The sequence below is a fragment of the Glutamicibacter nicotianae genome (genome assembly GCF_002797775.1).
Classification (GTDB): domain Bacteria; phylum Actinomycetota; class Actinomycetes; order Actinomycetales; family Micrococcaceae; genus Glutamicibacter; species Glutamicibacter nicotianae.
Window position 1 is genome coordinate 184,940 of sequence record NZ_PGEY01000001.1, and the last position, 14,691, is coordinate 199,630.

16 protein-coding genes and 1 riboswitch are annotated in these 14,691 nt (G+C 65.4%); of the genes, 9 read left to right on the forward strand and 7 right to left on the reverse strand.

Going from position 1 to position 14,691, the window contains the following annotated elements; all coding sequences use genetic code 11:
* The first annotated feature begins 3 nt into the window (after nucleotides 1–3).
* Nucleotides 4–1,371 carry an HNH endonuclease signature motif containing protein gene (locus ATK23_RS00805; protein ID WP_083515513.1) on the forward strand — a complete coding sequence of 456 codons (1,368 nt, stop codon included), beginning with the start codon at nucleotides 4–6 and terminating at the stop codon, nucleotides 1,369–1,371.
* Between the two features lie 66 nt (nucleotides 1,372–1,437).
* On the opposite strand, the gene ATK23_RS00810 is transcribed toward ATK23_RS00805, so the two are convergent.
* The 4 genes from ATK23_RS00810 to ATK23_RS00825 all read right to left on the reverse strand — a co-directional run bounded on the left by ATK23_RS00810 (nucleotide 1,438) and on the right by ATK23_RS00825 (nucleotide 4,857).
* On the reverse strand, nucleotides 1,438–1,956 hold the full coding sequence (locus ATK23_RS00810) for a gamma carbonic anhydrase family protein (RefSeq protein ID WP_066139929.1): 519 nt from the start codon (nucleotides 1,954–1,956) through the stop codon (nucleotides 1,438–1,440).
* A 161-nt stretch (nucleotides 1,957–2,117) separates the two neighbouring features.
* Nucleotides 2,118–2,921 (reverse strand): DUF1266 domain-containing protein, encoded by an 804-nt coding sequence (locus tag ATK23_RS00815; RefSeq protein ID WP_066139926.1) that lies wholly within the window; start codon nucleotides 2,919–2,921, stop codon nucleotides 2,118–2,120.
* A gap of 2 nt (nucleotides 2,922–2,923) precedes the next feature.
* Nucleotides 2,924–3,766, reverse strand: coding sequence for a formyltetrahydrofolate deformylase (gene purU, locus ATK23_RS00820; RefSeq protein ID WP_066139921.1), 843 nt, complete (start codon nucleotides 3,764–3,766; stop codon nucleotides 2,924–2,926).
* A gap of 5 nt (nucleotides 3,767–3,771) precedes the next feature.
* Complete coding sequence (locus ATK23_RS00825; RefSeq protein ID WP_066140350.1) at nucleotides 3,772–4,857, reverse strand: flavin-containing monooxygenase; 1,086 nt, start codon at nucleotides 4,855–4,857, stop codon at nucleotides 3,772–3,774.
* Between the two features lie 53 nt (nucleotides 4,858–4,910).
* A riboswitch (ZMP/ZTP riboswitch) is annotated at nucleotides 4,911–4,987 on the forward strand.
* A gap of 37 nt (nucleotides 4,988–5,024) precedes the next feature.
* Between ATK23_RS00825 and ATK23_RS00830 the strand changes: the two genes are divergently transcribed.
* A complete protein-coding gene (locus ATK23_RS00830) occupies nucleotides 5,025–5,885 on the forward strand; it encodes a bifunctional methylenetetrahydrofolate dehydrogenase/methenyltetrahydrofolate cyclohydrolase (RefSeq protein WP_066139918.1) in 861 nt (286 codons plus the stop codon).
* A gap of 256 nt (nucleotides 5,886–6,141) precedes the next feature.
* Here the strand turns inward: ATK23_RS00830 and ATK23_RS00835 are convergent, their stop codons facing one another.
* Nucleotides 6,142–7,530, reverse strand: coding sequence for an MFS transporter (locus ATK23_RS00835; protein ID WP_066139915.1), 1,389 nt, complete (start codon nucleotides 7,528–7,530; stop codon nucleotides 6,142–6,144).
* A gap of 129 nt (nucleotides 7,531–7,659) precedes the next feature.
* On the opposite strand from ATK23_RS00835, the gene ATK23_RS00840 reads away from it, so the two are divergent.
* Nucleotides 7,660–8,559 carry a LysR family transcriptional regulator gene (locus tag ATK23_RS00840; protein ID WP_066139912.1) on the forward strand — a complete coding sequence of 300 codons (900 nt, stop codon included), beginning with the start codon at nucleotides 7,660–7,662 and terminating at the stop codon, nucleotides 8,557–8,559.
* 32 nt (nucleotides 8,560–8,591) lie between these two features.
* Entirely contained in the window at nucleotides 8,592–8,948 is a 357-nt protein-coding gene (locus ATK23_RS00845; protein ID WP_066139909.1) for a VOC family protein, read from the forward strand.
* Here the strand turns inward: ATK23_RS00845 and ATK23_RS00850 are convergent.
* Together ATK23_RS00850 and ATK23_RS00855 are read right to left on the reverse strand one after the other, a co-directional pair.
* Entirely contained in the window at nucleotides 8,896–9,552 is a 657-nt protein-coding gene (locus tag ATK23_RS00850; RefSeq protein ID WP_066139907.1) for a response regulator, read from the reverse strand. The genes ATK23_RS00845 and ATK23_RS00850 overlap by 53 nt on opposite strands.
* Nucleotides 9,549–10,703 (reverse strand): sensor histidine kinase, encoded by a 1,155-nt coding sequence (locus tag ATK23_RS00855; protein ID WP_157066353.1) that lies wholly within the window; start codon nucleotides 10,701–10,703, stop codon nucleotides 9,549–9,551. Before ATK23_RS00855 ends, ATK23_RS00850 begins: the two co-directional genes overlap by 4 nt.
* Nucleotides 10,704–10,812: 109 nt before the next feature.
* On the opposite strand from ATK23_RS00855, the gene ATK23_RS00860 reads away from it, so the two are divergent.
* The 5 genes from ATK23_RS00860 (at nucleotide 10,813) to ATK23_RS00880 (ending at nucleotide 14,646) form a co-directional block, all read left to right on the forward strand.
* A complete protein-coding gene (locus ATK23_RS00860) occupies nucleotides 10,813–11,595 on the forward strand; it encodes a GAP family protein (RefSeq protein WP_157801619.1) in 783 nt (260 codons plus the stop codon).
* Nucleotides 11,596–11,664: 69 nt separating this feature from the next.
* On the forward strand, nucleotides 11,665–12,162 hold the full coding sequence (locus ATK23_RS00865; RefSeq protein WP_038989932.1) for a hypothetical protein: 498 nt from the start codon (nucleotides 11,665–11,667) through the stop codon (nucleotides 12,160–12,162).
* A gap of 99 nt (nucleotides 12,163–12,261) precedes the next feature.
* A complete protein-coding gene (locus tag ATK23_RS00870) occupies nucleotides 12,262–13,104 on the forward strand; it encodes an exodeoxyribonuclease III (RefSeq protein ID WP_066139895.1) in 843 nt (280 codons plus the stop codon).
* A 10-nt stretch (nucleotides 13,105–13,114) separates the two neighbouring features.
* Nucleotides 13,115–14,125, forward strand: a complete 1,011-nt coding sequence (gene trpS, locus ATK23_RS00875) for a tryptophan--tRNA ligase (protein ID WP_100339220.1) — start codon at nucleotides 13,115–13,117, stop codon at nucleotides 14,123–14,125.
* An 8-nt stretch (nucleotides 14,126–14,133) separates the two neighbouring features.
* Complete coding sequence (locus tag ATK23_RS00880) at nucleotides 14,134–14,646, forward strand: 2'-5' RNA ligase family protein (RefSeq protein ID WP_066139887.1); 513 nt, start codon at nucleotides 14,134–14,136, stop codon at nucleotides 14,644–14,646.
* Nucleotides 14,647–14,691 lie beyond the last annotated feature (45 nt).

Here is a 14,691-nt window from a genome sequence, read left to right on the forward strand (position 1 = left end):
TGATTGAAGCGACAACCAACCGAACCATGGCTGCCCGAGCTCGCCGCACAGTTCCAGGACCCGGGCATCGATCCGCGGCTGGTCGCCTCGGCGGCGATGAAGCTGCATTCGGTGCGTAAAGACCTGGGTGAAGGGGAAGCGGCCGAAGCGAAGAAGCGGCAGCTGCAGGCTGAGTCCGCGGCGTTTCTGCGGCCGGAGCCGAAGTCGGCGCGCAAGCACATCAACGACCTGGTCGCGCAGGTCAAGGCCGGCAAGCGCCCGCTGAAGGCCTTGCTGGACGGGATCGGGTTCTTCAAGCGCGGGATGCGCAAGGGGCTGGTTGAGTATCTCGTTCGAGTTCTTCCTTCGCAATCCGCTTATATCGAGGCGTATTTCGCGAATCTGGATAATCCATCCACGGTTGCCGGCAACCGGCAGGGGTTGAAAGACGTCGATGCCCAGTTCACCGGTGAGGAAACCAATGGCTGGGATGATGCGGGCAGCAAGCCGGATTGGGCGAAAGACAGACCCGGTGACGAGGACGTCGAGGACATCGAAGATGACCCGCCGGGAGAAGGACTCAATCCAGACGCAAAGCATCCCCGTTCCCAAGGGGACGATTATCGACCAGAAGGGGAAGACGAGGATCACCAACCAGAAGATGATGGTCATCAACCAGAAGGTGATAGTTCCGAACCGGGGCTGGCAAGCGGTGAATGGGAAGATCTGAAACCCGAGCGTAGACGGCTTGTCGGTTTCATGGCTTTGCTGATGAGCGAACGGAAATCCGGCGGCAGCCCGCCGGACCAGCAGGCTGGGCTTGCCAGCTCGCAGGTGAGCATCATTCTTGATTGGGAGAAGCTGCAACGGAAAATGGAGGATTTCGCGGTGACTTCCTCGGGGGTCCTGCTCTCCCCGGGCGAGGCCAGGGCAGCATTGTGCACTGCGGGGATTTTGCCGGTGGTGCTCAACGGCAAGAGTCTGCCGTTGGATCTGGGGCGGACCCAGAGGTTGTTCTCCAAGGCGCAAGTGCGTGCTTTGCGGGCGGCTTATCGGGGGTGTTCGTATCCTGGGTGCAGCATGCCGGCGCAACGATGCGAAGCGGATCATCTGGATCCGTGGGAGAAGGGCGGACGGACCGATATCAAGTCTGCGGTGTTGAATTGCTTGATTCACCATACGGCCAGGCATTGCGGGTTGTTCCAAGCGGTGAAGATCCCGGGGAGCCGGCCGATGGTGCTGTTGCCGCCGGAGTTGGATCCGGAGCAGAAGTTGCGGGTCAACACGTACTTCATGACTCCGGCCGAGGCGTTGGAGGCTGAGGCGTTGGCGGAGGAGAGCACTGTGCGGTGGCGTGCGGGGTTGCTGGACGTAGAAATCGCCGAGCCCTGACCACCGCGCCCCATGCGTAATGCGAAAAGGTCCTGGAAGCAATGCGCTTCCAGGACCTTGAAAACTCTAGGCGTTGGCTTCCAGATGCTTGGCAGCCAGCACGAGGTAGTGGTCAGCATTGGTCTTCAAGCCGGAGACTTCCTCATCGCTCAGCTCGCGGCGGACCTTGGCAGGGACACCGGCAACCAGCGAACGCGGTGGAACCTGCGTGCCTTCCAGCACCAGCGCACCGGCGGCAACCAGCGAATGCTCACCGATTACGGCACCGTTCATGACGGTGGCGCTCATGCCGATCAGGCAGCCATCGCCCACGCTGGCGCCGTGCACCACTGCCGAGTGGCCCACCGAGATGCCCGCGCCCAGGGTGCAAGGAAAACCTTCATCGGCGTGCAGCACGACGTTGTCCTGCAAGTTGGTGCCTTCGCCAACGCGAATCGGCGCCGAATCGCCGCGCACGGAAACACCGTAGAAAGCGCTGGCACGGTCAGCCAGCTCGACATCGCCGCTCAAGGTGGCGGTAGGGGCTACGAAAACGTCCTGGCCGACTTTCGGGGTCGCGCCGTCAATGGTAATGATGTGCGTCATTTCACCTACTGTAATGGCCAAGCATTGCCACAGCGAGTTCGCTACCGAAGATCTCAAGTCCGCGAGCGGGCCGCGGCCACCAGTGCACGCTGCCAGTCCCGATCCTCCTCGCCCGCGCGCAACGATAGTCCCAGTTCCCGCGCGGCGTCGAGGAGGAGCAGCTAGCTGGTCGGTACCGGTGCGTTGAAATCCACTTGTACGAAAGGGCCCTCAGGGCTGGTGAGAACCTGCGTGCGATGCGCGTCGTGGGCATCATCCAGCGCGCTATCTTGATGCGCGCGCCAGAACCAGCGCGCGGTATCAAATGCCTTCGCGAATTCACCCCACGAACCATAAGTTTGCTGGGCATACGACGCTGCCTGCAAGGCGATGTCCTGTGCTACGCGTTGATCCAAGAAGCCGCAGGTGGCCGCGGAGCGGGAGACCATGACGGCGCGTGAAAGATCCCAGGCCAGGAAATCAAGATCCTGCACGCTGCGCTCATTGCGCTGCAACCGGCGCAGCGACAGCAATTCTTCGCGCGCCTCAGCAGACGTCCGCGCCCGGCTGCCAAGCATCTTGCGCTGCTGGGCCAGAGCAGCTCCGCCGGCATTGACCAGCTTTCGGGACTGTTGCCAGCCAGAGCGATGCCCTTGGGACAGCAAGGACCAGAGCTCCTGGACGGCATCTCCTTCATTGAAGATGCCCCACGATTCGGCCAGGATAATTCGTTCTTCTTCCGCATCAGGGAAGAGGAACTCATCGAGGTCCGCACCTCGGCACAGCGCATAGCCGCTGCTCATGGCCAGGGGAAAAGCCAGCGGATTTCCAGCCAGCGACTGCCGATAGCGCGGCCGATGGTGATCTGGCAGCTGTAGAGCCTGGGCGTTCAACGCCTTGCCGCGCTTGCCCGATGACCTGAGCAAGGGCCAGCACGCCGAGGCGGCAATCAGCAGGGCGATGACTGCCAGTGCAGCGTAATCCATGCTTAGGAGAAGACGATGGTGCGCTGGCCGTCAAGCATTACCCGGTGCTCGGCATGCCACTGCACGGCGCGGGTCAGCGTCCGGCCTTCCACGCTGCGCCCCAGCTCAACAAGCTGCTCGGCGGTGCGGGTATGCGAGACGTGGGTGACTTCCTGGTCGATGATCGGGCCCTCGTCCAGGTCCGCGGTGACATAGTGCGCGGTGGCGCCGATCAGCTTCACGCCGCGGGCGTAGGCCTGGTGGTAGGGCTTGGCACCCTTGAAAGACGGCAGGAAGGAGTGGTGGATGTTGATGACCCGGCCTTCCATGCGCTCGCACAGCGAATCCGAGAGGATCTGCATGTAGCGGGCGAGCACCACCAGCTCGATGTCGTGCTTGTCCGCGATGGACAGCAGCTCGGCCTCGGCCTGCGACTTGTTCTCCTTGGTCACCGGCAGGTGCACGAACTCCACACCGTAGAAGTCGGCCATCGGCTTCAGATCCAGGTGGTTGGACACAATTACCGGCACGTCGATGGGCAAGGTGCCCGCACGCTGGGCGAACAGCAGGTCGTTGAGCGCATGCCCGGCCTTGGAGCACATGAGCATGGTGCGGGTGCGCTTGGCGCCGTCGTCCACGCGCAGGGACATGTGGAAGTCGTCGCGGATCGGTGCGAGCCCCGCGCGGATCTGCGCCAGCGACTGCTCGGTGGTGACCTCGATGCGCATGAAGAAGGTGCCGGTCTCCGGCGAGAGGAACTGCTGGGACTCGGTGATATTGCAACCGGCACCCAGCAGACCTCCGGAAATGGCGTGGACGATGCCGGGGCGGTCGATGCAAGATAGGGTGACGATGTACTGGTTCATGGATTCTAAGGTAGCGCCCGCCAGCGATATTCTCCCAATCCCGCCAGCTGCGTTGCGCTCACCGGCATCCGCTGCACGTAGCGTGCAGCCGCCAGCGCGGCCTTCCGCCCGGCGCGGGTAGCGCCCAGCGTCGAGGCCGATGCGCCATAGCCGACGAAGAACAACCCCGGCACCTCTACCGCCGCGACCCCGTCCTCCAGCAGGATGCCGCCGGCCGCGGTGTGCAGCTTCAGGTCGCGCAAATGCCGGTGGGCATGGCGGAAACCGGTGGCCCACAGGATCGCATCGATCTTCTCGCGTGACCCGTCGGTGAAGACCACCGCATCGGATTCTAGATGGTCGATCTTCCCGCGCGAGACCAGTGCACCGGAGGCGATTCCTGCACGCATCACCGGCGTGAGCAGCAGCCCGGTGGTGCCCACCACCGACTTCGGCGGCAATCCCGCGCTGGTGCGCTCGTTGACCTGGCGCTCCACTTCCAGTCCCCACTCCGCGCCGGTGGGCTCTTCGCGCCAGTCCGGGGCACTGCGCGTGGACCACAGGGTGTCCACTCCGGCAGCGCGAAGCTGCACGATGAACTGGGTGGCGCTGGCTCCGGCCCCGACCACTAGGACGCGCTGCCCGGCGAACTGCTGCGGGGAGCGGAAGCCGTTGGTATGCACCTGCGGGCCGTCGAACTGCCCGGGGTAGACCGGCCAGAACGGGTTGGTCCAGGTGCCGGTGGCGTTGATAATGGTCCGGGCCCGGTACTTGGCATCGGCGTGCACCACGAAGTTCTCGCCGTCCCGCGTCACCGAGGTCACCGGTGAGCCATGGCGTACCGGCAACGAGAAACGCCTCTCGTATTCCGCATAGTATTCGGAGACCACTTGGGAGGCCGGCCGCGTGGAATCCTGGACCTCAAGCGGGAAATCAGGCAAGGGGTGGATATGGTGCGCGGTGCCCAGGGTCAGGGCATCCCAGCGATGCTGCCACGCCCCGCCGGGCCCCGGGTTCGCATCGAGCACCAGGAAGTCGATGCCGCGCTTGGCCAGATGGTAGGCGGCGGCAAGCCCGGCTTGCCCTGCGCCGATCACGATTGTCGAGTACACAATCAAGGTAACCCTGCACACTTCAAAGTCATTCCCGAGGCCATTTTCGCTACACTGGAGGGCGTGACTGGCGTTAGGTGGGTAACCACCAGGGAGCTAATCGTGCGAGCCGCGCGCCTGGGTTTGCATGCCATCCGCCTGAACAGGGCACCTACGGAAGGATACGCGTGAGCGCACGCATTCTCGACGGCAAGGCCACCGCGGCCGCCATCAAGCAGGAACTGTCCGAACGCGTTGCCGCGCTCAAGGCTGCCGGGCACACCACCGGACTGGGCACCATCCTGGTTGGCAATGACCCTGGCTCGGCCTGGTACGTCGGCGGCAAGCACAAGGACTGCGCCGAGGTGGGCATCGAATCCATCCGCGTGGACCTGCCCGAGGAAACCACCCAGGACGAGCTGCTGGCCAAGGTCAAGGAGCTGAACGAGAACCCTGACTGCACCGGCTACATTGTCCAGCTGCCGCTGCCCAAGCACATCGACCAGGACGTGATCCTGGAGGCCATGGATCCGGCCAAGGACGCCGACGGCCTGCACCCGATGAACCTGGGCCGCCTGGTTGCCAACGTCAACCGCCCGATGACCTCCCCGCTGCCGTGCACCCCGCTGGGCTGCGTGGACCTGCTGGCCCGCCACGACATCGACCTGAACGGCAAGCACGTGCTGGTGGTCGGCCGCGGCGTGACCATCGGCCGCCCAGTCGGCCTGCTGCTGACCCGCCGGAACATCAATGCCACCGTGACCCTGGCGCACACCGGCACCACCAACCTGGACGAGCTGCTGGCGCAGGCCGATGTGGTCATCGCCGCCGCCGGTTCGGCCCACATGATCAAGACCGCCAAGCCCGGAGCGATCCTGCTGGACGTGGGCGTCTCCCGCGTGGACGGCAAGGTCACCGGAGATATCGATCCAGCGCTGTACGAGTCCGCCAGCTGGGTTTCGCCGAACCCTGGCGGCGTGGGCCCGATGACCCGCGCAATGCTGCTGAACAACGTGGTCGAAGCCGCGGAGCGCAACGCCGCGAAGTAGACACGAGAAAACCGGCAGCCCAGATGGGCTGCCGGTTTTTTGATCCCTGCGGCATCTTGCGTAACGGCACTCGGTGATATCGCTGGAATACTCCCGGGGGAGCATACGGCTGCTCCCGCTGGCCGATACCGCAGGCCCTCAGCCGGCGCTTACAGCCAAGCGCCGGAGCCGAAACGGAGCTGCGCACCAAGCTGAAATAGGCACGAACAGAAAAAGCCCGATGGCCGCAACGGGCCATCGGGCTTTTCCGGGGTAATTAGGCGTCCTGGGTCGCCTTCACCGCATCAGCACGGCGCTTGTCGAAGACCAGCGCGCCGACTTCCTGCTCCGCTTGGTTGCGGAAGGACAGATCGATGCCCGAACGGTCGCGGATCATGCTCACCGCAGTAAAGGCAATCGCGACGACGATCAGCAGGTACACGGCAACCGCGGTGGTTCCGCCGGTAGCCTGAACGAGCGCCTGGGCGATGGTCGGCGCGAATGCGCCGCCGACGATCGCGCCGATCGCGTAGGAGATCGAGACCCCGGAGAAGCGGACCGAAGCAGGGAACAGCTCCGAGTACAGCGCCGCCTGCGGGCCGTAGGTCAGGCCCAGGCCGATCGAGAACACGCCGAACGCAACGTACAGCAGCACCAGCGAGCCGGAGTTCACCAGCGCGAAGACCGGGAACAGGGAGGCCGCGAGGATGATGAAGCCCAGCTGGTAGGTGCGCTTGCGCCCGATCTTGTCGGCCAAGAATCCGGCCACCAGGGTTATGATCAGCCAAACCGCGGCGCCGAAGGACACGGCGACCAGCACGTCGGTGCGCTCCAGGCCCACCGGGCCCTTGGGATCGGTGGTGTAGGCCTGGAAGAATCCGCCGGTGGTCATGTAGCCGGCGGCGTTGTTGCCGGCGAAGACCAGGGCCGCGATGATGACCAGTGGCCAGTGCTTCTTGAACAGCACCAGGATCGGTACAGCGGTCTGCGCCTTCTGCTCGTTGATTTCCTCGAAGACCGGGGACTCGTCCACCGAGCGGCGCACGAAGTAGCCCACGGCGATCAGCACGATCGAGACCAGGAACGGAATGCGCCAGCCCCATTCGAGGAACTGCTCGCCGGGGGAGATCACGCCGGTCATCAGCGCCATGGTGCCCGAGGCCAGCAGCATGCCCAGCGGCACGCCGACCTGCGGGTAGGAACCGGCACGGCCGCGGCCGTTCTCCGGAGCGTGCTCCACTGCCATCAGCACCGCGCCGCCCCATTCGCCGCCCGCGGAGATGCCCTGCAGGATACGAAGCAGCAAGAGCATGATCGGTGCCCACAGGCCGGCGGTCTCGAAGGTTGGCAGCACGCCGATCAGCGTGGTGGAGGCACCCATCAGGGCCAGGGTGAGTACCAGCATGGCGCGGCGGCCGATCTTGTCGCCGTAGTGCCCGGCCAGGAATGCGCCCAGCGGGCGGAAGAGGAAGGACAGGCCCACCGAGGCGAAGGAGATCAGCAGTGCGATCTCCTGGCCGGCAGGCTCGAAGAACAGCTGGCTGAAGACCAGGCCTGCGGCGGTGGCGTAGATGAAGAAGTCGTACCACTCAACGGTGGTGCCGATGACCGTCGCGAATGCTACGCGACGCTGCGTGGCCTTTCCGGCGTGTGCTGTTGAAGTCATGAGTGCTTCCCTTGCGAGCCGGGATCGAGGCATCGATCACCGGCTGGTGAGTTTTGGGTCACTCCAGTGTGGCACCCCTCATAGGTAAGGTAAACTTCAAATATCTGCAAAACTTCTGAAGGCTGGCTTATGTATTCAATGCGGCATCTGGAAATCATGGCCGAACTGCCCGTGCACGACACCCTGGGTTCGGCGGCCAGCGAATTGAAGATTTCGGAATCCGCCTTGTCACAGGCCATCACCGCGATCGAGAGGCTCGCCGGGGAGACCCTGTGCCTGCGCCGCAAGGCCCACGGCATCCGGCTCACCGCCTCCGGCCAGCACTTCGCCGCGATGGCCCGCAAGATCCTCGCCGAGGTCGGCGAGCTGCGCGCAACATTTCCGCAAACCGAGGGCGCGCTGCGCGGGCCGGTGCGCTTCGGCTGCTTCGCCTCGCTCTCCCCGCACCTGATCCCCGCCACGCTCCAGGGCTTCGACCATCCCGAGGTGCAGCTCGATGTGCGCGTGGGCACCCACGACGAGCTGCTGCCGGCGCTGCGCGGGGGCGAGATCGACGTCGCCTTCGTCTACGACCTGCAGCTGCCCGCCGACATGGACAAGCAGCCGATCTACCAGACGGAGATGCAGGTGGTGCTGCACCCCGAGCATCCGCTGGCCAAGCTCGACCGGCCGCTGGAACTGGCGGACCTGGTTGACGAATCGCTGATCGTCTACGAGTCCGACCCGAGCACCCAGCACCAGATGCAGCTCTTCGCCTCCCAGGGCCTGGTCCCGAAGATCACCGCCTCGGTCCCGCAGATGATCCTGGTGGCCGCGATGGTGGGCCGCGGCCTGGGCTACGGGCTGCTCATGCGCCGCCCGAACAACGCCGAGGTCTCCATCGAGGGCCGCCCGCTGGCCTTCCGCGAGCTCAAGGCGCCCAACTACCCGAACGCGGTCGTGGCCATCACGCCCAAGGGGGTGCAGATCCCGGCCCGCGTGCAGGCGCTGATCGACCACTGCACCTGCGCAATGGCTGAGTCCTGGTAGACGCGGAGCAAAGCTGCGCGGATAATGGCCACATGATTGGCACATGGCAGGCCATGGTCATCGACTGCGAGGACCCCGATGCACTGGCCGGATTCTATGAACAGCTCCTCGGAATGGTGCGCATCGACAACGAGCCCGACTGGGTCTCCATTGGCGATGCCCCGAATCATCCTGCGCTCGCCTTCCAGGCGGTCAGCCCCTATGTGGCGCCGCAATGGCCGGGGCATGTGCACCCGCAGCAGGCGCATATCGACGTGAAGGTCGCCGACCTGGACCTGGCCGAAGAGCAGGTGCTGCACCTGGGCGCGAAGGCCACCGGCGAAGGCACCAAGACCTTCAGGGTGTACCTGGATCCGCAGGACCACCCGTTCTGCCTGGTGAGCTGGTAGCCCCGTAGGCGATCCTCGCCGCCTGCAGCCTGGTTGACACCCCGAGCTTGGTCAGCACCTGGGAGACGTGCGTCTTCACGGTGCTCTGCCCGATGCCCAGGCGCTGCGCCAGCTGCGGGTTGCTCAGCCCCTCGGCCAGACCATCGAGCACTTCGCGTTCCCGGCCGGTCAGCGCAGGCAGCGCAGCGGCCTCGGGCACCGTCAGCGCCCGGGCCAGGATCCGGGCGGTCACCTGCGGATCGAGCACCGATTCGCCGCGCGCGGCGGCCCGCACGCCCAAGATGATCGCCTGCGGCTCGGCGCTCTTGAGCAAGAACCCGTGCGCGCCGGCCTGCAGCGCGCCGAACAGGTATTCGTCATCATCGAAGGTCGTGAGCACCACGACCCGGTACTTCTCATGCAGCGCCTTCGTGGCCTCGACGCCATCGAGCACCGGCATCCGCAGATCCATCAGGATCACGTCCGGGGACAGGACCCGGGCCATGGAAATGGCCGAGCGCCCGTCCGCCGCCTCGCCGACGACCTCCAGGTCATCGGCCGCCTGCAGCACCAGCCGGATGCCCATGCGGACGGTGGCATGGTCATCGACGATCAGCACTTTCATTCTTCCTCCGTTGTTTCAGGGAATTCGACGTGCACCGCGAAATCCGCGTCGTTGCGCACCTCGACGTGCCCGCCCAGCGCCGCGACGCGGGTCTTGATGTTCTCCAGCCCGGTTCCGGCGCCCGGGGACGATCCGGCATCATGCCCCAGCCGGTTGCGCGCGGTGATGGACAGATTCCGGTCCTGGATGACGCTCAGCTCCAGATCGGTGCCCGGGGCATGCTTGGCATGGTTGACCAGCAGCTCGGCGACCGTGCGGTGCGCAGCGGTGTGCACCGCGGGGGAGAAGCGCTGCGGCCGTGCCACCCGGTACTCCCAGCGCACCGGGCTGCCGAACCCTGCGACCAGCTCGGGCAGGTCCTCGATCCGCGCCTGCAGCGCTGGCCCGCCGGAATGCAGCATCCGCACCATGCCGGCCATGTCCTCCAGCCCGGACACCGATTCGTCGCGGATGCTCTGCAGCGGGGTGCGCACCGCATCGGGTGCCGAGGGCAGCAGCGCGCCGGACAGCAGGGCGATCGAGGAGAACCTGGCCGACAGCACGTCATGCATTTCCCGCGCCAAGGCGGTGCGCTCTTCGACCCGCGAGAATTCGTGCTCCGCGACCAGCTGGTCCTCGCGGGCCGCCGCCGCGGACTGCACCGCCTGGACCCGCTGGGCCTCCGCGGTGGCCAGGTCCTTGGCGGTGCGCACATTTTGCGCCCAGAGCATCGGGGTGAACAGGATGAAGCCGGCCATGAACAGGCTCAGCACCACCTGTTGCGGATCACCGCTGCCCAGCCAGGCGGCGATGCCCAGCACGATGGCGGCCAGGCACAGCAGCGCGAAGGCCGCCGTCCGGAGCCTGGAAGAGCCGAGCAGGAACAGGCCGAAGACGCACTCGAAGAGCAGGAAATACCCGCCGATGCTGCCCACCGCCAGCAGGCCGGCACCGCACAGTAGCACGATCAGCGTGCTGGCGAGCAGGAACCGGCGGCGCACCAGCACGGCGGCCAGGCCGATCAGCAGCAGCACAATCCACTCGTAGCGGCGGATCGCGACCCACGGCGGGTTGGTCAGCCCGGTCAGGTGCAGGATCACGGTCAGCACCAGATAGGTCCCGACGACCTCGGGCTCCTTGTCGCCGCTGCCCATCCGCCGAATGAAGTTCATGCTTCCAGCATCCCCGACGTCCTGCCCGCCGGGTATCCCCCTTAAGGAGGAGAAAGCGCAGACCACTGGCCGATACCGCATTGCGGCAAGGCACGGAAGAGTGGAAAGCATGGACATTATCACGAGCAATCCCGAACTTTCCCTGGTCATCCTGGCGCTGATCGACTCGACCAGCATCGGCACCCTGGTCATCCCGCTGTGGCTGCTGCTGCGCGGGTGCCGCGAGGCCATCGGCAAGGTGCTGGCCTACCTCATGGTCATCGCCGGCTTCTACTGGGTCATCGGGGTGCTGCTGCGCAGCGGGCTGCTGCTCATCGACCCCAGCATCTTCGAGCACCGGTTCTTCCGGCTGGCGGGCATGGCGGTTGGCGCGCTGATGATCGTCTGGGCGCTGGCCTACCGCACCGACGCGCAGAAGGCTGCCAGTGCGCGGAAGAAAGCCGCGGCGCGCGTTGGCGCGGGGCACCAAGCCCACGCCGCAGAAGCAACGGAGGCTATCGATCAGGTGCCGCGGCGGCTGCGCGGACGCCTGGGCACCGCTCTGGATACGCGCATCGGGCTGGTGGTGCTGGCGCTGGTCGCTGGCCTGCTGGAACTGCCCACGATGCTTCCCTACCTGGCGGCCGTCGGGGTGATGCAGGGTGCCGGCTGGGGCACCAGCGTGCAGCTGCTCGCGCTCATCGGCTACTGCCTGGTGATGATCGTGCCTGCCCTGGCGCTGGTGGGCGCGCGTGCGCTGGCCGGGCCGCGCATCGAAGCCTGGATGCAGAAGATGGGGGCCAAGGCCGCGGTCTACGCGCAGGAAACCCTCGGCTGGGTGGTGGGCATCGCCGGCTACCTGCTGATTCGCGCGAGCCTTTCCGGGCAGGACCTGCACAGCTTGTTCGGCTAGCCACGCTGTGGGCGAAAGGGCAGGGTTGAAATTGGCTAGAAGCGGGGTGATGGTGCGAGAATTGGAGGCATGGAACCTCTAGGCAGCAGCGCGAAGCAGGGCAAGAAAGTCACCCTCAACGCATCAACTCTGGCAATGGCCGTCATGGTCATCGTCCTTCTGGTGGCAGTGGTCTTCGCCGCCAACTCCAATGAGATCGTCGGCTGGTTTGTCGTGGTCATCTCCGCCGGTTGGCTGCTGCTGGCCGCTTTCATGATGTTCGGCCTCAAGCGCGGCGCGGACAAGCTCAACAGCTCGCTGCGCGAAGCGACCGCGGCAGCCACCCCGCGCGCGCAGTCCGGCTCGGTGATCGTCGACGAGTCCACCAGCCAGCGCGACATGAAGCTGGACCACTCCTTCAAGATCGTCCAGGTCCAAGCCCGGGTGATCGCCGAGCAGCGCGAGGCGAAGGGCGAGGACTACGAGGGCATGATCGACCGGGCGCTGGAGACGATCCAGATGACCGCGGCGAATGCGCGGGACATGATCAAGCCGGCCAAGCCGATGGACGGCGAAATCATCGACTAACCGATCCGGGCAACGCGAAAGCGTTGCCCTTTTTCGTTGCGCGTATTCCGGCGCAGGCCAGATCAGCGCGTAATAGGGCACATAGTTTTGTAAGGTGGAATGGTGATACCTACCAGTGTGGAAATTCTCAGCAAGGACGCCGGCGCGCTGCGCGTCGCGTCGGTCAACGTCAACGGCATCCGCGCCGCCTACAAGCGCAACATGGGCGACTGGATTGCCGCCCGCGACGTGGACATCCTGTGCCTGCAGGAAGTGCGCGCACCGGACAAGATCCTGCGCGAGCTGATCGGCGAGGGTTGGCATATTCTGCACGCCGAAGCCAAGGACAAGGGCCGCGCCGGGGTCGCAGTGCTTTCGCGCACCGCGCCGGTCGCCGTGCGCGAGCACATCGGCGAGGACTACTTCGCCGATTCCGGCCGCTGGGTCGAAGCCGACTTCGAGGTCAACGGCGAGATCTTCACCGTGGTCTCCGCCTACGTCCACTCCGGTGAGCTGGGCACGCAGAAGCAGGAGGACAAGTACCGCTTCCTGCAGCGCATGAACGTGCGCCTGGTGGAGCTGAAGAACGAGAAGGACCACGTTTTGGTGGTGGGCGATCTGAACGTCGTGCACACGCAGAAGGACATCAAGAACTGGAAGCCGAACCACAATAAGCGCGCCGGCGTGATGGATGAGGAAATCGCCTACTTCGATGGCTTCTTCGGCCCGGAAATCGGCTACAAGGATGTGGCGCGCGAACTGGCCGGCGACGTGCAGGGACCGTACACCTGGTGGTCCTTCCGCGGGCAGGCCTTCGACAACGATGCCGGTTGGCGCATCGACTACCACATGGCCACTCCGGCGCTGGCCGCCAAGGCCATCAAGTCACATGTGGACCGTGCTTCGGCCTACGATTTGCGCTTCTCCGACCATGCACCGCTGGTCGTCGACTACCAGTTCTAAGGATTTTTTCATGACTAAGCCCCGCGTTCTCTCGGGCATGCAGCCTTCGGGCGACTCCCTGCACCTGGGCAACTACCTGGGCGCACTGGTCAACTGGGTCAAGACCCAGGACGACCACGACGCTTTCTTCTTCATCCCGGACATGCACGCGATCACCGTGACCCAGGATCCGGCCGACTTGCGCGCCCGCACCCGCAAGACCGCCGCGCAGTTCATCGCCGGCGGCATCGATCTGGAGAAGTCCACCCTGTTCGTCCAGTCGCAGGTGCCCGAGCATGCCCAGCTGGCCTGGGTGCTGAACTGCATCACCGGCTTCGGCGAAGCCAGCCGCATGACCCAGTTCAAGGACAAGTCCTCCAAGGGCGGCGCGGATGCCGCCAGCGTCGGGCTGTTCACCTACCCGATCCTGATGGCTGCGGACATCCTGCTCTACCAGCCGCAGGGCGTTCCGGTGGGCGATGACCAGCGCCAGCATGTGGAGCTGGCCCGCGATTTGGCCAAGCGCTTCAACCACCGTTTCGGCGAGACCTTCACCGTGCCCGAGGCGTTCATCCCGAAGGAGGGCGCACGCATCTACGACCTGCAGAACCCGACCTCGAAGATGTCCAAGTCCGCTGAGTCCCCGGCCGGCCTGATCAACGTGCTCGACGAGCCGAAGCTGATCGCAAAGCGCATCAAGTCCGCGGTGACCGATGCCGGCTCCGTGGTGGCCTACGACAAGGCAGAGAAGCCAGGGGTCTCGAACCTGCTGGACATCCTGGCCGCGGTCACCGGCAAGCATGTGCCCCAGCTGGTCGAAGAGTTCGAGGGCAAGATGTACGGCCACCTGAAGGTGGCTGTGGCCGACGCCGTCGTGGAGCGCTTGGCCCCGATCCGCACCCGCACCCTGGAGCTGCTGGATGACCCGGCGGAGCTGGACCGGTTGCTGCTGGCCGGTGCCGCGAAGGCCCGCGAAGTCGCTTCCAAGACTGTCTCCGATGTCTACCAGAAGGTCGGCTTCCTGCCGCCGCTGGGAATCTAGCTGAGACAATGGTCTTCGAGTACACCCTGGGCGTAGTGATCCCGGTGCCGCAGCCGCACCGGGAGACGCTGCGCGCGTGGCGCGAGGAATACGGGGGAGAGGCCACCGCGCCGATCGCCCCGCATATCACCCTGGTGTCCGGGTCCTACCTGAATTCCTGGGAGAAGGCGGCCGCGCAGGTGCGCCGGGTGGCCGCCGCGGTGCAGCCTTTCGGCATCGAACTCGGTGCTGCGCAGACCTTCCGCCCGGCCAGCGACGTCGTGTTCCTTCCGCTGGATACCGGCGCGGACGAGTGCTGGGCGCTGCACCGGGCGCTGCTGGGCGACGCGCTGAGGCACGAATCGGCCTTCGCCTACCATCCGCACCTGACCATCGCGCAGAACGTGCCGGCGGAGCAATTGGACGCCGCGCAGGCAGCGCTGGCCGGGACGCGACTGTCCTTCACCGCCGATCGCATCCAGCTGTTCGATACCCGTGGCGGGGAGTGGAACTTCAGCGAGGACATCGAACTCGGGTCCTAGCGCATCCCGTGCATGAAAAAACGCCAGCCATGCGGCTGGCGTTTT